17 protein-coding genes and 1 pseudogene are annotated in these 18,016 nt (G+C 64.6%); 7 read left to right on the top strand and 11 right to left on the bottom strand.

Annotated elements, in window-relative coordinates; all coding sequences use genetic code 11:
- Nucleotides 1-25: 25 nt before the first annotated feature.
- The 3 genes from ACSVC7_RS17560 to ACSVC7_RS17550 all read right to left on the bottom strand — a co-directional run bounded on the left by ACSVC7_RS17560 (nt 26) and on the right by ACSVC7_RS17550 (nt 3,675).
- Complete coding sequence (locus ACSVC7_RS17560) at nt 26-1,807, bottom strand: contractile injection system sheath protein (protein ID WP_448205608.1); 1,782 nt, start codon at nt 1,805-1,807, stop codon at nt 26-28.
- A 63-nt stretch (nt 1,808-1,870) separates the two neighbouring features.
- Nucleotides 1,871-3,079: a hypothetical protein gene (locus tag ACSVC7_RS17555; RefSeq protein WP_448205607.1), complete on the bottom strand. Its 1,209-nt coding sequence runs from the start codon at nt 3,077-3,079 to the stop codon at nt 1,871-1,873.
- On the bottom strand, nt 3,076-3,675 hold the full coding sequence (locus ACSVC7_RS17550) for a contractile injection system cap protein (RefSeq protein WP_448205606.1): 600 nt from the start codon (nt 3,673-3,675) through the stop codon (nt 3,076-3,078). The genes ACSVC7_RS17555 and ACSVC7_RS17550 overlap by 4 nt, the downstream gene beginning before the upstream one ends.
- 288 nt (nt 3,676-3,963) lie before the next feature.
- On the opposite strand from ACSVC7_RS17550, the pseudogene ACSVC7_RS17545 reads away from it, so the two are divergent.
- A pseudogene (locus ACSVC7_RS17545) lies at nt 3,964-4,238 on the top strand (ISKra4-like element ISAzba1 family transposase); the annotation flags it as partial.
- A gap of 121 nt (nt 4,239-4,359) precedes the next feature.
- On the opposite strand, the gene ACSVC7_RS17540 reads toward ACSVC7_RS17545, so the two are convergent.
- Nucleotides 4,360-5,601, bottom strand: a complete 1,242-nt coding sequence (locus ACSVC7_RS17540; RefSeq protein WP_448205605.1) for a lactonase family protein — start codon at nt 5,599-5,601, stop codon at nt 4,360-4,362.
- A gap of 728 nt (nt 5,602-6,329) precedes the next feature.
- Between ACSVC7_RS17540 and ACSVC7_RS17535 the strand changes: the two genes are divergently transcribed.
- The 5 genes from ACSVC7_RS17535 (at nt 6,330) to ACSVC7_RS17515 (ending at nt 11,189) form a co-directional block, all read left to right on the top strand.
- A complete protein-coding gene (locus ACSVC7_RS17535) occupies nt 6,330-7,352 on the top strand; it encodes an LLM class flavin-dependent oxidoreductase (protein ID WP_448205604.1) in 1,023 nt (340 codons plus the stop codon).
- Entirely contained in the window at nt 7,349-8,530 is a 1,182-nt protein-coding gene (locus ACSVC7_RS17530; protein ID WP_448205603.1) for a methionyl-tRNA formyltransferase, read from the top strand. The genes ACSVC7_RS17535 and ACSVC7_RS17530 overlap by 4 nt, the downstream gene beginning before the upstream one ends.
- 1 nt (nt 8,531) lies before the next feature.
- On the top strand, nt 8,532-8,795 hold the full coding sequence (locus ACSVC7_RS17525) for an acyl carrier protein (RefSeq protein WP_448205602.1): 264 nt from the start codon (nt 8,532-8,534) through the stop codon (nt 8,793-8,795).
- A 119-nt stretch (nt 8,796-8,914) separates the two neighbouring features.
- Complete coding sequence (locus ACSVC7_RS17520; protein WP_448205601.1) at nt 8,915-10,045, top strand: GNAT family N-acetyltransferase; 1,131 nt, start codon at nt 8,915-8,917, stop codon at nt 10,043-10,045.
- Nucleotides 10,046-10,088: 43 nt separating this feature from the next.
- Nucleotides 10,089-11,189, top strand: coding sequence for a GNAT family N-acetyltransferase (locus ACSVC7_RS17515; protein WP_448205600.1), 1,101 nt, complete (start codon nt 10,089-10,091; stop codon nt 11,187-11,189).
- 57 nt (nt 11,190-11,246) lie between these two features.
- Here the strand turns inward: ACSVC7_RS17515 and ACSVC7_RS17510 are convergent, their stop codons facing one another.
- Genes ACSVC7_RS17510 through ACSVC7_RS17490 form a run of 5 tightly spaced genes read right to left on the bottom strand, consistent with a single transcriptional unit; the run spans nt 11,247 to nt 16,272 of the window.
- The gene (locus ACSVC7_RS17510) at nt 11,247-11,930 is read right to left on the bottom strand and encodes a GNAT family N-acetyltransferase (RefSeq protein ID WP_448205599.1); all 684 of its coding nucleotides are present in this window, start codon (nt 11,928-11,930) and stop codon (nt 11,247-11,249) included.
- Nucleotides 11,931-11,962: 32 nt separating this feature from the next.
- Nucleotides 11,963-12,253: a phosphopantetheine-binding protein gene (locus tag ACSVC7_RS17505; protein ID WP_448205598.1), complete on the bottom strand. Its 291-nt coding sequence runs from the start codon at nt 12,251-12,253 to the stop codon at nt 11,963-11,965.
- Nucleotides 12,240-13,571: an asparagine synthase C-terminal domain-containing protein gene (locus ACSVC7_RS17500; protein ID WP_448205597.1), complete on the bottom strand. Its 1,332-nt coding sequence runs from the start codon at nt 13,569-13,571 to the stop codon at nt 12,240-12,242. The genes ACSVC7_RS17505 and ACSVC7_RS17500 overlap by 14 nt, the downstream gene beginning before the upstream one ends.
- Nucleotides 13,568-14,731 (bottom strand): aminotransferase class I/II-fold pyridoxal phosphate-dependent enzyme, encoded by a 1,164-nt coding sequence (locus ACSVC7_RS17495; RefSeq protein ID WP_448205596.1) that lies wholly within the window; start codon nt 14,729-14,731, stop codon nt 13,568-13,570. Before ACSVC7_RS17495 ends, ACSVC7_RS17500 begins: the two co-directional genes overlap by 4 nt.
- A complete protein-coding gene (locus tag ACSVC7_RS17490) occupies nt 14,731-16,272 on the bottom strand; it encodes an AMP-binding protein (protein WP_448205595.1) in 1,542 nt (513 codons plus the stop codon). The genes ACSVC7_RS17495 and ACSVC7_RS17490 overlap by 1 nt, the downstream gene beginning before the upstream one ends.
- A gap of 600 nt (nt 16,273-16,872) precedes the next feature.
- Between ACSVC7_RS17490 and ACSVC7_RS17485 the strand changes: the two genes are divergently transcribed.
- Complete coding sequence (locus ACSVC7_RS17485) at nt 16,873-17,244, top strand: hypothetical protein (protein ID WP_448205594.1); 372 nt, start codon at nt 16,873-16,875, stop codon at nt 17,242-17,244.
- On the opposite strand, the gene ACSVC7_RS17480 is transcribed toward ACSVC7_RS17485, so the two are convergent.
- Both ACSVC7_RS17480 and ACSVC7_RS17475 read right to left on the bottom strand, forming a co-directional pair.
- Complete coding sequence (locus ACSVC7_RS17480; RefSeq protein WP_483508489.1) at nt 17,208-17,516, bottom strand: transposase; 309 nt, start codon at nt 17,514-17,516, stop codon at nt 17,208-17,210. The two genes, ACSVC7_RS17485 and ACSVC7_RS17480, sit on opposite strands and share 37 nt — an antisense overlap.
- A gap of 23 nt (nt 17,517-17,539) precedes the next feature.
- The coding region (locus ACSVC7_RS17475) for a transposase (protein WP_483508468.1) at nt 17,540-18,016 on the bottom strand (477 nt) is incomplete at its 5' end.

Raw genomic sequence — 18,016 nt, 5'->3', positions numbered from 1 at the left:
AAATATCCGGTTGGAAGGGCGCCGGTCAGGCGCCCTGCATCATCTGGGTGAAGGTCAATTCGATGAACTCGGCGGGGTGGATCATCTGGAGTTTGACCGAAACGATCATGTAGCCGTTCAGGATGTCCTGTGCGGTCATGGTCGATCCCAGCCCGCACTGGACGGAAAAGGCATCGGACGGCTTGTCGCCCATCAGGCCGCCCCGCGTCCACAGGTCGGTCAGGAAGTTGGAGATCAGACTGGTGACGGTGACCCAGGTCCGGCCTTCGTTGGCGGCGAAGACGAAGGGCTGGATCGCCGCCTTGATCGACTGCTCGACGTAGATCAGCGTCCGGCGCACCTGGATGTAGCGGTAATCGTTGCTGTTGCCGTCGAGCGTGCGGGCGCCCCAGACGACGGTGCCGCGGCCGGGGAAGGAGCGCAGCAGGCAGATCGCCTTTCCGTTCAGGGGAACGTTGTAATCAGATTGATCGCTGTCGTTCAGAACGACCTTCGGTCCGATCACGCAAGCGGGGGCCATGTTGGCCGGCGCGTTCCACACGCCGCGCGTAGTGTCGTTCATCGTCCACAGCCCGGCCATCACACCACTGGGAGGAGCGACGTTGAGCTTGGCGAGCAGAATTTCCAATATCCTGCGCATCAACGGCAACGCATTGATCAGATAATTGTTTTGCGATTTGATGTCTTCTTTTTTCTTGCCATCATCATTATTATGATTATTATTATTATTTGATTCTCCATCCTTTTTGGGAGTTTCAGAAAAATATGTATTGATTTTATCCTCTAACTCTTTGTCTATTTTGTCGGGGCTGTACTCATGTTTTGCATGAGATATCAATAGCGCAGCTATTGCGGTCGGACTTTCATCACCATGTTTGACGGTATTGCATAAATTCTTGTAGGTTACATCGTTCGGACCGAGAACCGAGACATTGAGTGCCGGAGCATAGGCCACAGCATAGCTGAGGTCGCCGGACGACACTTCGACGGCCTTGTAAAAGGCTTCTCGCGCGTTGACCAACCCAGTTTTGGTCCAGGTCTTAGGATCCAGGGCGGCGGGAAGATCGAGGATTGCAACACGGTTTTGCAGGCGTGCGGCTTGATCAATCATCTCACGGACGACTTTCTCGTAGTCGGCAGTATCGATGCTGTCCGCTGGAGTATCCGTCTTATTTCCACCGTGCTCCGTCTTCTCATTTCCTTTCTGGGATTCCACAGAATTATTGTCGTTTGGAACCTTTTTTTCGTCTGGAACCTTCGCCAATGAGCAGGCGTCCGGCACCACGATCATGGTCGGTCCGATTGCCAGCTCCGCTTGCTTGAGTCCCTCAACCAGCGCTTCGGCACTGACCGCCACGGCATCGCCCTGAGGGTTGACGTCCTTTTTTCCCTGATAGTTGGCTACCGAGACGACGAAGCATGTTCCGCCACCGTTGGCGTAGAAAAGACGCATTGCGAGAAACAAATTGAAATGCGAAGCCGTCATAGGCTCGATCACATAGTTTGCGGTCTTGTTTTCTTCGTCGGTCGCCTGGAAATCATAGTCGCCCGTTCCGGGATCAATCTTCTTCAGCTGGTAGCGAATGTGCGGCCCATCGCCGAAATAGCTGATGTAGTCGGCCAACGAATCGATCCGGACCGGCTGCATATAGAGCGGGTTGTGGCTGCTTGGGTCTCTGGCGGTTTCCGTGTAGCCGACAAAGATCGGGATCGCGGTTTCCACGCCGACCACCGACGGCGGGAAGGCCGGAAATTCGGTGATGTAGACGCCGGGGGTGGATCGGCTCTTGTACATGGACTTGGCCATTGGTTTCCTCACGGTCGTGGGTTGTCGGGGTGTCCAATGACGGTCCCCGGTCGTACGGGCGGGTCAGGTGTAGACGAACATCTCCGAGACGGCGCTGCCTGGGGCAGGCCCCGGCCAGACGGGGTTTGCCGGCGCCGCCGGCAGGCAGTCGATGCGGATCTCCGTCTCGCTTCCGTCCGCGTTTCGCCGCCGGCCCGAAAGGCGGAACCGCTGGGGGGAAACCCGGCGCAGCGGCACGGGATTCCGCGAGGTGAAGAGCACCGCTGTGGCGCCGTTGGGCAGAAGGACGGGGTCCGGCGCACGCTCGAACGCCGTTCCCGATCCCTCGACCCGGAGGTCTTCGAAGCGCGCCCCGCCATTTTGCGACACCACGTAGTATCGCCATTCGGTGGAGCGCGCGGCGAAGGGCAGCGTGTAGGCAATGCCACCGACCTCGTCGGCCGCGATCGTCCTTTCGTCAAAGAGCGGCGGCACGGGGTAGACGCCGCCTTCCATGTCGCGCCGCGGCTGCGTGAACAGCAGGTCAAGCAGGCCGAACGGCGCCGGCGTGCCGCCGGTGTGGATCACTTTCCGGCCGGAAATCCCGGTCCTCGAAGGATCTCCGGTGATTTCGTAAAGGCCGTATGCCAGTTTCCGCAGGCCGGAACGGATCGCGCTTCCGGCCGGAGCGGACAAGGAAACGGGCGGATCCGGGATCGGCACGCCTGCGATGTCGGTGATCCGCACCGCCTCGGTGTCGGGCGCCAGTTTCGGGTCGGGCAACCGCAGGGCGCATTCCGGATCGGCCACGGCGAAAAGGTCTTCCGCCCCCATGCAACGGCGGCCACAGAACCGAACCCGGGTTCCATCGTCCACCGCTTGGCTGTTGCAGCCGTAAAGGTTCTTCCCGGTCGGGCGGGCATCGATCGGCAGATCGGTGATGCCCACGAAATGCGGGTTGACCGTTTCGAGCAGGAAGGTGAGCCGCACCCAGCAGCCGGCTTCCCGGCTGTGCCGCCGCAAGTGGTCGATCAGGGCGCCGACACGGGACACGTCGAACAGGACCTGGAATCCGGTGGCACCGGGCTTGAACAACAATCCCAAGGTTGCCATCAACTGGGCGCAATCCGGAGTCGGGTAGACGCGGAAGTCGGGGCAGGCCCCCCCATCGCCATCGGTGCCGTCACTGTAATAGCCATGGCGGAACGCCATGTTGAACAGCTCTTGGTAAAAGCCTCCTCGGCCGCCGACGCGGGCCGGTATCGGTCGGAAGTGCCGGGCAAGCGCGCTCATTGGCCCGCTTCGCCGCTGTTCGGCGCCTCGGGAACCGCGGTGCCCTGGGCCGGGTAGCTGCGCGACTGCATGGCGGGCGATTGGAACGGGATCATGCGCAGCTTGTAAAAGACGCTTGGCAAATACTTCGTGCCGAGCATGCCCATCACATGGTTGACATCCGCCGGGCTCAAATTGACGAGTTCAAGGCTGATCTTGTCGACAGCAGGATCGAGCCGCGGTGCCGTGGCGTGGGTAAGCGCAGGATTTTGCTGGAAGTAGGACACCAGTCGCGAAATTGCGGCCAACCCCGCCGGATAGTGCGTCTCAACAAAATTTGCCATAAAAATGATGTCGAGATCGACGTAAAGGGGCGGAGCCGCGGAAAAGTAAGAGCTGCCACTTGATTGTACAGAATTGTAGGTACTGACAGTGGTCTCGCGTGTTATGTTGTATAAGCTCATAACCAATTTTTGGCGAGCGCCTTCGTTTATAACACCGTCATGGCCTATAGCGTTTGTTAAGACAATCCAGTCATCCGCTCTGCGGTCAGCGTTTTGCAAAGATTCATTGGCGTTCTGCCGAATGATTTCAAGAACGTTACGAATCGCATCCATATGGACCGTTACCTGCTTGGATGAAGCGCCGGCATCACCTACGGCCGAATATTGTATGTATATTTACGTAGACCATATGGTGAGCTTTACTGGAAAAATTGTCCATATTCTTTTGAAATCGAGCCGAATGATGCATGCCATTGTATGAGAAGCGCGCAAGAGCTGAAAAGATCGGCGGCTATTCGCGCCTTGTACACCGGCTGCGGTGGCCGAATCGGCAACCGCGTTCGCGAAGGGCATTTCCAGGAGACTGTGCTGGTCCGCGTTCCCCGGACAGGCTTCAGAGCCGCCGCGGAGCGGACGACGATGCTGGCCGACGCCGTGCCCCGCCTGCGCTGGCGGCTCTGTCACGGCCAGACCGAACGGGCGCTGACCTTGATCGGCGACCTCCTGGCTGGCCTCGACGCCAGCCTGGAAGCCAGCCTGGAAGCCGCCAGCAGCCCGCCGGCCCGGACGGTGGCAACGCTGCGGCGCGCCCTGGAAACCTACGTTGCCGGACAGGCCGACCTGATCATCGACGACGCCGCGCCCGACACCGGGGCGAGCCCGTCTCCACGGCGACCTTTCCGGTGGGCGGCGTGAAGGCCCCCCAGCTTTGCGACGGTCTCATAGGTCGATTTCGCGCCGTTCGTTCGTTCGGGCCATCCTCCGCTTCGGCTGGGCGCGCCGCGCGGATGGCGTGACTTATCCCTTCACCGACCCCTCGCCCGCGGGATTGAAGAGGATGCAGACGGGGCTGCCCGTGCGGGCCACCGTCCCCAGCGGATCCAGCCCGCCCGTGCGCGGATCGATGCGGAAGCCGACGATGGTGTCGCTGTCCTCATTGGCGGCGAACAGCGTGTCGTCGGCCGGGCCGAGGGCGAAGAAGCGCGGCGTCCGTCCGCCGGAAAGGTGCCAGCCCGCCGCGGTGAGCCGCCCGGTGGCGTCGTCCACCGCGAACACCGCGATGCTGTCGTGGCCGCGGTTGGAGGCGAAGACGAAGCGGCCGGACGCCGCCACGGCGATTTCCGCGCCCCGGCTGTTCCCGACGAAGCTGTCCGGCAAGGTGGGAAGCACCTGGAAGGGCACGAGGGCTCCGGTCCCGGCGTCGAAGCGGCAGGCCGTGACCGTCGAGTCGAGTTCGTTAACGACGTAGGCGAAGCGGTTCGACGGGTGGAAGGCGATGTGGCGCGGCCCCGCCCCTTCGCGGGACTCCGCCGCCGTCCCTTCAACTTCCGAAAGCTTCCCGGTCGCCGCGTCGAGGCGGAAGACGAAGGTCCGGTCCAGGCCCTTGTCGGGAACTGCGATGCAGCGGTCCGTCCCGTCGAACAGGGCCTGATGCGGCTTGGGAAAGGGCTGCTCCACCCGGTGCGGGCCGATCTTGCCCGTCAAGGTGACGAGGTCGCACAGCTTGCCCAGAGAGCCGTTCTCTTCACGCGGCAGCACGGCGAGCGACGAGGTGATGTGGTTGACGACGATCACGAAGCGGTTGCCGGGATCGACGCAGAGGTGGACCGGGTTCTTTCCGCCCGTCGACTCCTGATTGAGGAACGTCAGTTCTCCCGAGGCCGGGTCGATGCGGAACGCGCTGATCTCGCTGCGGTCGCCGTGCACGGCGTAGAGGAACCGGCGGTGCCGGTCGAAACAGAGGAAGGAGGGATTGACGAGATCGCGCAGCACCTGCACCGGCGTCCAGGTGGCCGCGGCCGGATCGACCCGGTACACGCTGAGCCCCTCGCCGCGCGCGTTGCGCTCCCGGGTCGTCCGGGACCCGACATAGGCGAAATAGGGGGTGCGGGACTCCGGCATGCCCTTTGCTGCTCCCTGTTCGCCGAGGCGTTCGTTACCGACCGGCTGCGCCTCCACGTCCTGCGCCCCCAGCACGCCCGCGCAAGCGGAGCCGGCGATCAGACCCGCCATGGTCCGGCAGAACCGGCGGCGCGGCATGCCCCTGTCCGTGGCCGGCACTCGCCGATCGCCGGATGTCTCGGAGAGCGGTTCGTGATGCATGGCGTTCCTCCCTGCGGAATGACGGCGCGCCCCGGGTCCGGCCGGAACACCCATGCGTCAACCTATAGAGACAGATCTTTCGAATGTACATCTGGAACGCCGAAGCGGCAGGTGCCGTGATCTGCGAAGGTGGATCTCGGGAACCCAGGGCGTGCCATCCGGTTGCAGCCCGAACGTGACCCGGCTCATTCCGGCGCGCTTTTCCCATTACAGGGGACGGTAACCAAAGGCGTTCCGTGACCTTGATGAGATGGACGTCCCCCGTTTTCGGCACGGCAGTGCCAGATAACGGACAGGTTCATCTCATCAAAGTCACCTCAGGGGCGTATTTGGGTGATGCCTGTTTCGTCATGATGACCCCGATCTCTCAGCGGTCCCGTCGCGCTCGGAAGAGTTTCCCACGAATTGCCGCTTCTACCACTATTAGTAAAACGCGATGGTAGGCACATAGACCACCAATCCAGCAGTGGTAGTACTTGGTTCGGTGCGGTTGTTCTCGACCTTCGCGCTTTCGCATTGTTTTCCGCGGTCTGCGATAATTGTTCGGACAGGGGCCGATTGGCCCGGCCGACGGCCACCATAATCAAAAAGCAGCCGCAATCCAAACTTCACGCTTTGGCTGTCTTTTTGTATCCTGATCGAGAACTATGCTGAGAGGCCTCCCAATGCCTGCTCACAACGGATCATTTCAACTTTATTCAACCTGTCCGCAATCGAAAGACGTCAACGCAGCCGACTACCTCCGCACGGTCGGTGAGCACGCCCGCTGGAGCGAGGAGGCGGGCTGTGTCGGGATGCTCGTGTATACCGACAACGGCCTGGTCGACCCGTGGCTCGTGGCGCAAAGCGTGCTCCTGAGCACCGAAAGCCTGGCGCCGCTTGTTGCCGTTCAACCCGTCTACATGCATCCCTACACGGCCGCCAAAATGGTGGCCTCGCTGGGTTTCCTGCATGGCCGGAAGGTTGCGCTGAACATGCTGGCCGGTGGGTTCAAGAACGACCTGCTGGCGCTCGGCGACGTGACGCCGCACGACGAACGGTACGAGCGCACGGTCGAATACACGCACATCCTTCGCCGATTGCTGGAGGACGATGCGCGGGTCACCGCCGACGGCAAGCACTACCGCGTCGACAAACTCTCCATGGCCGTGCCGCTGCCTCCCGAATTGCGGCCGGAAATTCTGATTTCCGGCTCGTCGGACGCCGGCATGCGGGCGGCTGAAGCCATTGGGGCCACCGCGATCCGTTATCCCAAACCAGCGGACGAGGAGATCGAGGCCGGCGACGTGTCCACGGTGCCATTGGGCATCCGCGTCGGCATCATCGCGCGCGCCGATGCCGACGAGGCGTGGCGCATCGCCGTCGAACGCTTTCCCGACACCCGCCACGGCGCCATCATGCACCGCGTCGCCATGAGCGTCAGCGACAGCGTTTGGCACAAGGAACTCTCGGGCCTGTCGGACCGTCCCGATGGCTCACAGAGCCCGTATTGGCTCGGCCCGTTCCATCACTACAAGACCTTTTGCCCCTATCTGGTCGGCAGCTACGAGGAGGTGGGGCACGAACTCGCCCGCTATCTGTCGAAGGGCTATCGCACGGTGATCCTCGACATCGTCCCATCGGCCGAAGAGTACGATCATATTCGCGCGGCATTCGATGTGGCGGCGCGCGCGATGGTGGACGGATGAGCACGCCGGCTCACGATCGCGCTGCACACGCGGTGCGGGCCCGTCCGCACGCCGCCGCTGCCGTCACGGGGCAAGGCCGCGGGGATTCCGGCATCGTTGCCCTCACCGACGGGGCGGCCGGCCCTGTCGGCATGACCCATGTCGGCGTGACCCATGTCGGCGTGACCGCTGAAGACCGCGTGCGCGGATGCCGGAAGCCCGCCGCTTCGAAGGCGCTGACACTGTTCCTCGCGGTGGAGGAAGCGGCGGGGCTCCAGCTTCTCCAGGCCTTGCTCGGAACGCCGCACCGCATCGCCGGCGTCGCGGTCACGTCCGCCGATGCCGCCGGCGTGGAAAGGCTTGCGCAGCGCCACGGTGTTCCGACATGGCCGGCAGCGTGCGTCAAGGATGCCTCGTTTGCCGAGACGATCCGCGCGGCCGGGGTGGACCTGCTGCTCAATGTCCACTCCCTCCACATCGTCTGTCCGGCCGTGCTGGAGGCGCCAAGGCTGGGTGCCTACAATCTGCACCCCGGCCCCTTGCCGCGCTACGCCGGGCTGAACGCGCCAAGTTGGGCAATCTTTGAAGGCGAGACCCGACACGCCGTTACTCTGCACCGGATGACGGCGGAGATCGATGCTGGCCCCGTCGTCGAGGAAAAATCCTTCGCCATCGGGCCGGACGATACCGCGCTCATCGTCTACAGCCGGTGTGTAAAGCTGGGCCTGCCGCTCGTGCTGGAGTTCGTCGAACGATGCGCGCGGGATCCTGCCGTCGTGCGACACCCCCTCGTGCAACACTGTTGCCCCGATCCAGCCCGGCGGCGCGTCTACGGCCGCGAGCCGCCGAACGGCGGCTGGATTGATTGGGAATGGCCCGCCGCAACCATCGTGAACTTCGTCCGGGCCAGCGCGTTGGGGCCGTTCGCCGCCCCTTGGGGGGTGCCGAAACTGCGCTTGGGGGACGATACCCTGGGTGTCGTGCGGATCCGGCGGCTCGGCCGGGTGCCGGACGCACCGGCTGGCGTCGTCGTCGCCGTGAACGGCAATGGGTCCGCCATTGTCGCCGCGCGCGACGACACCTTGCTCCTGGAGCAGCTTGTGGTTGGCGGACGACGCATCGCGGCGGGCGGCGTCCTGGCCTGCGGATGCCGATTGCAGGCTCGCCCCGACACCACCAAATCCGGAGAGGTGGCTTGATATGCTTACGTTTTCCCAAAACGCCGAAACCAAAGCCGTTTTGCTGACCCTGTTCCGCGATGACCTGAATATCATCGTGCCTTCCGCGGAAACCGATCTGATCGACGAAGGATTGATGAACTCGCTTATCTTTGTTGATTTGATTGTGCGGCTGGAGGAGCGGTACGGAATGACGGTTCCGCTGGACTCTCTTGAGATCGAGCAGTTGCGCAGCATCAGCAGCATCGCCGCTCTGCTGAACAGTCTCGCGCAGGCCGCCGAGTAATACGCGGTCCGAAAACATCGGACCGCTGCGTTCACACGCCACGCAGGCTTCGGCCCTCGCGGGCCGCGGCCGCATTTTCTCCCGACTGGAAACGGCCGGGTCTTCACGCGGAGGATGGGATGACGACCGTCCGCCCCTTTACGCACGACGACGCGCCGGCCGTTGCCTCCTTGTACGAGCGGGTCATGCGCTCGAAGACGGAGCGGCCGCCGCCGCTGCTTGCCCCCGCCCTGGTCCGCTATTTCCTCGACCATCCCTGGGCGGATCCGGAGATACCGGCGCTCGTCTGTGAAGATCGCCAAGGCCGGTTGCAGGGCTTCATCGGCTCGACAGTCCGTCGTCTCATCTTCAACGGCCGACCGGTTCGCCTGGGCTGTTCCGGCCCCTTGCTGCGCGCACCGGAGGCGGCGGCGGGCATGGCCGGCGCGCTGCTGTTGCGGGCCTATCTGGCCGGCCCACAGGATCTCAGCATCACGGACGGTGCCAACGCTGACGGCGCAAAGCTGTGGGTGGGACTGGGCGGTCGCGTGGTCGACCTGCCATCCCTGGAGTGGGTCAAGGCCCTGCGCCCCGCCGCCCACGCGGTGGCGGCTGCCTTCGACCGTGCGCGTCTCGCGCCTTTGAAGCCCGTGGCACGCAGGTTGGGATCCCCGCTGGACGCGTTGATGGTGAAGCGGCGGGGTGGGGTGGCGCCGGACCGGACATTCTCGGAGGTTCTGAGCGTGGACGCCCTCGTGGAGCATGCGGAGGAGGGCATGGGCTGGGCCAACCTGCGCCCTGCCTACGACCGCCCTTTCGTCAGCTGGCTGTTCTCCGAGATGGATGCTCTCCCGAGCCGTGGGCCGCTGTTGCGCCGCCTAGTGCGCGATGGGAACGGCAAAGTCGCTGGCTGGTACGTAGCCTTTCTGCCGCCGAATGGAATTGCGGATGTCCTGCAGGTCGTGGCCCGGCCGCGCATGGGGGGAACGGTGCTCGATGACCTGTTCCACCACGTGAAGGCGCACCAAGGGATCGCGGTGATCGGCCGTTTGGAGCCGGCGTTGCTTGCTCCGCTTAAGGAGCGTCGCGCGAAGATCCGCCACACCTTTCCGGCCCTGATCCATACCCGTCATCACGACATTCTGGCGGCAATCGCACTGGGAGAGGCCGTGCTGACCCGCATGGACGGGGAATGGTGGCTGCCGCTTCACTCGGAAAGTTATCAAAGGGATACGGAGAAAAGTCCGATCGCATCCCCGGCCTTGGTGTAGGCGCGGAAGCGGCGCTCCCGAAAAGAAGACGGAAGGGTGAATCATGATGGAATTGATTGACAATAAAGATTTGCTTGCAGCTTTGAAGGATGAGTGGAACGCCATTGCGGAGCCGTTCCAGCACCCGCTGTTCCGTCATGAATGGTTTTCTGCCTGCGCAGAGGCTTTTGGAGATCTTGACCGAATTATGGTTTTTGTCATTCGCTCGCAGGGAGAAATCCGTGCCATCGCGCCGCTGGCGTCGGTTCGCCGGGCGGGTGCGAAGCCACTTCGTTTCCTCGGTCATCGCCTGTTTGAACCTTGCATACCGCTCTATACAGACGAAGGCTCCCTTCAAGTGCTTTTGCGCGAAATCACGCGCCGTGGCTACCCGCTTCGGTTGGACAAGATTCCCGCCGTCTCACCGGTCGGAGATCTTTCCTCGACCATACGTCCTTGGATGGGGCAATGCTTTATAAGGCCGGCATCGGCGTGCGCCTGGGTGCCTCTGTCGTCCGACAGGGCAGCGTTTGAAAGCCGTCTGTCGGCCAGCAGCCGCTATTTCCTGCGACGGAAATGGAAACGGGCTGAACGCCAGGGCCCCGTTGCGTTTGAAGCGCTTGCGCCGCGAGAGGATTCTGCTGAGACCGCTTTGCGGGATTTGTTCCGGATCGAGGCATCTGGCTGGAAAGGCCGGCAAAAGACAGCCGTCCTTTCCGATCCGCATCTGGAGCGCTTTTACATGATCTACGGACGGGAGATGGCGAAGCGCGGGGCTCTGCGGATTTATTTTCTGAAAATCGGCGGCGACATCGTGGCCGGCCGAATGACCGTCGAGTTCGCCGGGCGGTCATGGGAACTGAAGGTGGCCTACGATGAACGCTGGCGGGACTGTTCACCCGGTGTTTTGCTGACGCATGAAACGCTCTGCCACGCCGGGGCACAGGGGCTCACCGGTCACGAGTTCCTGGGGGATATAGAACCCTGGGAGCGCATGTGGCCAATCCAGGAAATGCCGTACGTCGGCCTTCGCACCTATCCTCTTTCCATTCGCGGCGCCGTCGTTCTTGCCCGTGATTTCGGGCGCCACACGTCCAGGCGCATTGCGTCGCTGGCGCGCCGGGGCATATCGCGCACATGGCCGGCGACAGCCGCCACACAGTGAAGGCGCGGTCCGGGAAGGCGCGGCCCGGCAACCGCCTTGCGCGGCGGCCACTTTCCATCAGCCGCGCTGGCGCGACTGCCCCCGGGCCATGGGCTCGCACCGCACCGGTTCAGCCGGCATGTCGGAATAGCTGACGAGATAGTGAAACAGCCGACGCCGGACGGTCTTCAGGCGCCAGGGTGTGAATCCGGCCCACTGCGCGGCCTTGATCATCGAGGCGTTGTCGTCGCCGACCGGTACGACTGCCCACCGCGCCCCGAGACGCCGCCCCTCCTCGGCAATTTGCGCCATCGCCGCGGGCATCACGGGCAGGCGGCGGAAGCGCGGTGGGGTGTAGGCGCCCTCCAGGAGAATGGTTCCGGGCTCGACGACGGGCGGCGCCTCTTTGAAAATGGCGCGCAGCGCCTTGTTGTCGGACGGCGTGCAAAGCCATTGCACGAAGATGGGGCGGCCGTCCTCGAGCACCGCCACGTAACAGCGCTTCAAGCCCCGCTTCTCCCAACTCTCGAGCTTTTTGCGCTCAGCCTGCTCGGCGGGCGAGTTGGCATCGAACAGGATGGCGGCGTCGCCTGGCTGGTAGAGGCGGATCGAAAAGGCGACGGGCGACTTGGGATGTTCGAACGCCTGCGACAGATCCCGACGCAGCACGACCGAGTGCCACTCGGTCCAGAACCGCTCGCGGACCTTGTTGGCGATAACGGAAAACTTGCCCTCCGCCGCCAGTGTGACCAGCTTTCGCAACCGTCTTCCAAAGCGGCTCATCATCCGTTCCCCTATGAAACCCGCGCGGCCCGCTTGGCGTCCGCCGCCTCCTGGATGAGTTCGGCGATGACCTGCGCCATGCCGCCGATGGAGGCGAAGGAGTCGGACAGGAGCGCCTCGTCGGGTATTTCGACGCCGAAGGCATCCGTGATGTAGGCAAGCGTCTCGATGATGCCGACCGAGTCCACGTAGCCCGCCTCGAACAGGTCGACGGCGTGGTTGAAACCGGGATCGTCCTCGGCGATCCCGTAGGATTCGCGCAGGAACTGCTCGAGCCTTTGCCCGATGTCAGAGATCTCCATGCGTTTGCTCCTTTTGCGCAGGTACCGCGGCGCGGTAGCGTCCGGCCCGGATGAAGCGGTCGAGCGCCTTGTCCTCGCCGACGTTGTGAAGCTCTGCGAAGCGGCGGCGCAGCCAGGAACCGTCGATGCCGTTGTCGATGCAGGCGGCGAGCGTGCCGCCGCCATGCGCATCGCCAATCTGGGCGCGGACCTTGGGGCGCCGGTAGATGTAGTCCGGCAACTGCGAGCCGACGATTTCCTGGACCAGCCGCTCCTTGCGGTCGTTGAGCCTGAGAAAATCCGTCGGCAGGTCCAGATAGGCATCGACGCAGGCGGCATAGGGCTGAACCACGGTCAGGCCGAAGGCTCCGAACACGCCGCCTTCGCGGTGGCAGGTGTCGAGGCCGTGCACCAGGATCGCACGCAGCCGCTCGGGATCAAGACGCGGCAGCTCGTAGTGGAGCGTGCCCCTGTAGGTCTCGGCGGCGTAGTCGACGAGAAACTCGTTGGACAGGTCGCCGGTGACGACCAGCGGCGCCTCGTCGCCCTTGCAATCCTCCACGATCGCAGCGGCAAGCGCAGCGTTGACCAGGCCGCAATGGACATTGAAGTCGCGCCAGTCGATCCCCTCGACCAGCACGAGGTCGAGATAGGACAACAGCTTTTCAGCGGTCACGGTCGTCTCGACCATGGGGATGCCAAGATCGGCGGCGAGTTGCCGCGCCGCCATGCGGTCCTCGCTCCCCTTGCGGCCGGAGCCGGCAAGGTCGAAGCTCACCGCGGTCAACGTCGGGAAATGCCGCCGCGCGACCACCGCGATCGTCGAACTGTCCAGACCGCCGGACAGGCACAGATAGGCACGCCGACCCGGATAGGCGGCAGCAACGGCGGCGATGTAGGCGTCAAGCTCCCGCCGGATCCGCGCGCCGATTTCGGCCAGGCTTGCCCCAGCGGACGGCTTGGGCTCCTTCGCGATGATCGCCCCTTCCGGGACGGGACGGCCGCGCTCGTCGAGTGTGACCATGCACCCGCGCGGCAGCGCCATGATGGCGTCGAAGGCGTGCCCCGCCCGCACGAGATGCGCCGGCCGGGCCGCGAAGGTGGGAACGCCCTCCCTGTCCCGCACCCAGAACAGCTTGCCGAGGCCCAGCCGATCGCGAAAAACGCGCGTCCCGCCCCCGCCGAGCCGCTGGACCGCCGCAGCCATGCCGCCCAGCCGCGCCGGCGGCGGCACCCCCGCGGCCACGTCTTCCGTCACATAGGCGCGCGTGCCGTCCCAGCCGAGGACGGGATCGGGCGTGCCGAGGATGGTTGCGCCGGGAATGGTTGCGCCGTTCACAGGGCCGCCTCCTTCCCGAACACGTCGAGCGCCCGCTCAAGCATCGGTTCCGAGCCGGTGAGCGCCAGCCGGAACCACCCCGTGTGGTGGAACACCGGGGCCGGCAGGACGAGGACGCCGCGCGCGGCGAGCCGGTTCGTGAACTCCCAGTCGGTGAAGCCCGGCGGCGTCCCGACATAGACGAACAGAGTGGAATCGCCCTCGGCCACCCGGTATCCCGCCGCGCGCAGCCCGCGCGTCATCCGCCCGCGCCAGTGGTCGAGCCAACCCTGATCGTAGGTGAGCGCAAGAAGCCGCGGGATGGCCTGCTGCATCAGCGCGGTTGGGGTCGCAACGCCGGTGATCCGCGTCCAGCGTTCAAGCTCCAGCCCGATCTCGTCCCGCTCGGGATGGCTGGGCGACACCGCCGCGTAGCCGAGCCGCTGGCCTTGCAGGAAATGATACTTGCCAAAGGAGTAAACGATCACCGTGCGCGCAAAATGGCCGGCCAAGCTGTGGTAGCTGCCGGGCGCGGTGAAGTCGCGGTGGGTCTCGTCACCGATCAGCGTGATGGCGGCACCGAGTGCCTTCCCACGTGCCGCGATCACCTCCGCAAGGGAAGCCAGGGTCGCGGGATCGAGGTTGCGTCCCGTCGGATTGGCCGGATGGGACAGCAGGACCGCCCGTGTGCGCTCCGTCACCGCGGCCGCGACCGCGTCGAGGTCAAGCCCGGCGTCGCGATCGGGCGGCACCATGACCGGCGTCCCGCCGACGTGCCGGACATAGACCGGATAGTCGAGCCAGCAGGGTGTCGGAACAATCACCTCGCCGCCGGGCGCGTTCGCCGACAGCAGGGCGATCTGCAGCGCCGCCATCGCGCCCGGCGTCAGGATGACGTCGCGATGGGCAAAAGGCAGGGCATGGCTCCGCCGCAGCGCGTCGGCGACCAGCCGGCGGGCGATGGTCTGGCCGCCGAACGGCGTGTATTGCAGGCTGAGCAGCCGGCGCTCCTCAAGCGCGTCCCGCAGTGCGGCCAGCGCGCCTTCCTGTGCGCCCTGATAGGGGTTGGCGTAGGACAGGTCGCACAGCCGGTCGCCAAGGCGCGCCGCCTTTCGGCGGATTGCCTCGAAGGTCTCCAGCGGTTCGAGCAGGGAGAGGATGGGGGCGGGGATCATCGGCATCACCCGCCCGCCGAGGACATCGCTCGGGCATCATGCTTGCCGCTGGCGGTGCGGGCGAGCGCACCGTGGGCCGCATAGCGCACCGGCTGCATGTAGCGCGGCAACTCGCGCACGGCATGCTGCTTCAGCCGGACGAGGCTGCCCCCGTCCTTGAGCACCACGTTGGCGATGATGGCATCGCCGCGCATCTCGTCCGGCTCGGTGGTGATCACCGCCTCAACGATTTCGCCCGACGCATAAAGCACCTCGGTGATCTCGTCGGGGCTGACGCGGTGGCCCATCGACTTGATCATGGCGTCCCCGCGGCCGACGAAGAAGAGGTCGCCGTCCTCGTCCATGCGCACGAGATCGCCGGAGAAGACGGCACGCTCGGCGTCAGGGGTGCCGGCCGGCCGCAACGGGTTGGGACGGAAACGCGCGTGCGTCGCCGCGGGATCGTTCCAATAGCCAAGCGTCACCGTCGGCCCGCGATGGATGAGCTGGCCGACCTCGCCCGGCGCACACGGAGTGAGGTCGTCGCGCACCACCAGGATCTCGGCACCGGGAATCGCGCGGCCGATCGAGTCCGGCTTGCGGTCGACCAGACCGGGCGGAAGATAGGTGCTGCGGAAGGCCTCGGTGAGCCCATACATCAGCACGAGGTCGGTGCCGGCCTGTGCGGTACGCAGGGTGCGCACAGCGTCCGTCGGCAACCGGCCGCCCGTGTTGGTCATCACGCGAAGCGCCGGAAGCCGCTCCTCGCGAAAGCGCGCGACGTTCAGAAGCTGCAGCCACAGGGGCGGTACCGCCGGCAGCACCGTGACCGCGCGGGTGAACAGTGTCTGGACGATGCGCTGCGGCACCGGAGTCCGCTCGACGACCAGCGTCGCGCCCGTACCGACCGCACAGAGCAGCTGGTTGAGCCCGTAGTCGAAGCTGAACGGCAGGAGGCTGGCGATCCGGTCGTGTTCGTCGATGGCGAGATAGGTGACGACGGCGCGCATGCCGGCCCACACATTGGCGTGGCTGACCACCACGCCCTTGGGCATGCCGGTCGAACCCGACGTGTAGATGATGTGCGCCATATCGGCGCCGGTGCGCGGCGCGAGTTCCGCCACGGCGGCGGGCATAGGCTCCGACGGGTCGTCGGCATTGATGACCTCGACCGCAGGGGGCATAGCCTCCGGCAAACGGCCGAGCAATCCCTCGGCGCAGACGACAAAACGCGCTTCGGAGTGGCGCAGAATGTAGTCGATTTGCCGAGCCTTCAGCGTTTCGTCGACGATGACGGCCACCCCGCCACACGCGAGGGCGCCGAAATAGGCCGCCGCACTCATTGCGCCGCGCTCGAGCAGGATCGCGACGCGGTCGCCCGGCCGGATGCCGGCATGCCGCAGGCGGCGGGCCAGTCCGGCCGCCTTTCCCCACAGCTCCGCAAAGTCCGTCGTTCGGCCCTCAGCGACCTCCAGCACAGCGGTTCGCTCGGCAAAGCGCCGCGCCGCGGCGGCAAGCATCCCCGCGGCGTTGCCCCATTCCACGCCTTGCGTGTCGGCGGTAGTCATGGCCCTACCCCCCCATGTCAGGTCGCTGCATCAGGTCGCTGCATCAGTTCGCCTTGGACAAAGACACACCGCACCGCGAAAAACGCGACGCACTGCTCCTTTGGGCCGATCAGGCGGGGCTGCTTGAAGAGACGGCGCGCTCGTGTACGGCAGGAATTTCCGGATGTCTTCCCGCCCCTGCACGGGACAACGAAATTGCGAAGCTGCCGATCTGAGAACTTCATGCACGATGCAAAGGGTGGCTTGCGGAGAGCAGAAAGAATGAAATTTTCCTGAAAATCCGCAGCGTGGGAGCTTTCCATACAGTTTCATTGTCGTCATTTTTGAGCAAGTCGGCGCTTAAAATCTAGAGAGCGAGTGGAGTGTCTGTCTTTTGATGATAGAGTATATGCAATATGGATGAATTAAATCATTATCGTTAGCGTGAGTAGCAAAGTCAAGAGCAAAGCACAGATCTCGGCTTTCCTTTGATCCGCCGTGTTTGTTATTATTAATATGACGCGCCAGTCGAGGTTAACCGCTCGCGTACGCACAATTCGAAATTTCAGATATAAAGAAATGCTTTTTGTAAATTGTTATCAAGAACGCCAAGACCATGCAGTGCGGGCGGAATCCAAGAGTGCAGGTACCGAGGCCGGCCTCGCCCGCATCGGTCTTGTCGGCGACGGACCGGCGGAAGTGGTGGCGGGCCACGTCGTCAACGCCTACGCCCGCTACGAAACGGTGGACGGCCGCGTCGGCGTGATCGGCGACGTGACGCTGTATGCGACGTCCGGGGCGAGGGCGGAAAGCCCCGCTACCGCGCCGAACGACGAGGTGATGGGCATGCCCGGCATCGACAACACCCTGCACGAACTGGTCGTGGCGATGGCCCACTTCGACGCACCGGTCGAGACGGCGGTCGTCGAGGTTCCGGTGATCGTGGAGGAGGTCGCCTATCCGGTGGACGAGGATCTGAGGAAGGCCGCGTAACCGGGCGATGGGACAGGCGGGCTCTCCCTTCGTGGAGAACCCGCCGCCGTGCGCGTGAAGGGATGCTCAACGGCGAGCCGTGCGCGCGCATGGCCCCAGGTCTCCAGACGGGCGTAGATGTCGTACTCGTCGGTGTGGATCAGGGTGCCGGCGGCGACGGACGCCTGAATGAGGGGCCGGATGGTCGCCTGCCGGACGTTGGCCAGCATGTGCAGCACCACGTCGCCGCCGCGTCGGATCAGGCCGAGGATGGGCGGCTTGTCCTTCGCCAGCGTGCCGCGGCCGCGCTCGCCCTTCAGCCGGCGGCGCCGTCCCGAGCGCCCCTTTTGGCGACTGCGGCCGGCTGGCCCTTATGCCCGGCGATGACGTAGACCTCGTCGATCTCGACCGTGCCGTTCAGCGGCGGGGGCGGGACCTTGGCGGCCAGACCGGCGCGCAACGGCTCGGTCATCGCCTGCACGTCGCTCGCCGCCAAGTCCAGTTCCTGGGCGATCTGCCGGTTCGACAGGTTCAGGCCCATCCGATACAGGCACAGCACCCAGACGCGCAGCGGCTGGTGGTGGCCGGCCAGCACCGTGCCGGTCAGGTCGTCGAAGCGGGACTGACAGGCCTTGCAACGATACCGCTGGCGCGCGCGGCGGGTGTCGTCGAAGCCATGGCGGGCCACCGACGCACTGGCGCAGTGCGGGCAGCGCACACCATCGGGCCAGCGATGCCGGCGCACCAGCGCGTAGCACTTGGCGTCATCGAGCAGGGACGTCAGGTTCACCAG

It is taken from the genome of Azospirillum mesophilum (genome assembly GCF_053470405.2).
The sequence above is the reverse complement of the archived record's forward strand: the minus strand, read 5'-3'. Positions and strand labels throughout refer to the sequence as shown.

Bases quoted from the DNA above. Each gene is read 5' to 3' on its own strand.
- ACSVC7_RS17540 (WP_448205605.1), bottom strand. From the start codon at position 5,601: ATGCCGCGCCGCCGGTTCTGCCGGACCATGGCGGGTCTGATCGCCGGC.
- ACSVC7_RS17525 (WP_448205602.1), top strand. From the start codon at position 8,532: ATGCTTACGTTTTCCCAAAACGCCGAAACCAAAGCCGTTTTGCTGACC.
- ACSVC7_RS17520 (WP_448205601.1), top strand. From the start codon at position 8,915: ATGACGACCGTCCGCCCCTTTACGCACGACGACGCGCCGGCCGTTGCC.
- ACSVC7_RS17515 (WP_448205600.1), top strand. From the start codon at position 10,089: ATGATGGAATTGATTGACAATAAAGATTTGCTTGCAGCTTTGAAGGAT.
- ACSVC7_RS17555 (WP_448205607.1), bottom strand. From the start codon at position 3,079: ATGAGCGCGCTTGCCCGGCACTTCCGACCGATACCGGCCCGCGTCGGC.
- ACSVC7_RS17530 (WP_448205603.1), top strand. From the start codon at position 7,349: ATGAGCACGCCGGCTCACGATCGCGCTGCACACGCGGTGCGGGCCCGT.
- ACSVC7_RS17495 (WP_448205596.1), bottom strand. From the start codon at position 14,731: ATGCCGATGATCCCCGCCCCCATCCTCTCCCTGCTCGAACCGCTGGAG.
- ACSVC7_RS17560 (WP_448205608.1), bottom strand. From the start codon at position 1,807: ATGGCCAAGTCCATGTACAAGAGCCGATCCACCCCCGGCGTCTACATC.
- ACSVC7_RS17550 (WP_448205606.1), bottom strand. From the start codon at position 3,675: ATGGATGCGATTCGTAACGTTCTTGAAATCATTCGGCAGAACGCCAAT.
- ACSVC7_RS17490 (WP_448205595.1), bottom strand. From the start codon at position 16,272: ATGACTACCGCCGACACGCAAGGCGTGGAATGGGGCAACGCCGCGGGG.
- ACSVC7_RS17535 (WP_448205604.1), top strand. From the start codon at position 6,330: ATGCCTGCTCACAACGGATCATTTCAACTTTATTCAACCTGTCCGCAA.
- ACSVC7_RS17505 (WP_448205598.1), bottom strand. From the start codon at position 12,253: ATGGAGATCTCTGACATCGGGCAAAGGCTCGAGCAGTTCCTGCGCGAA.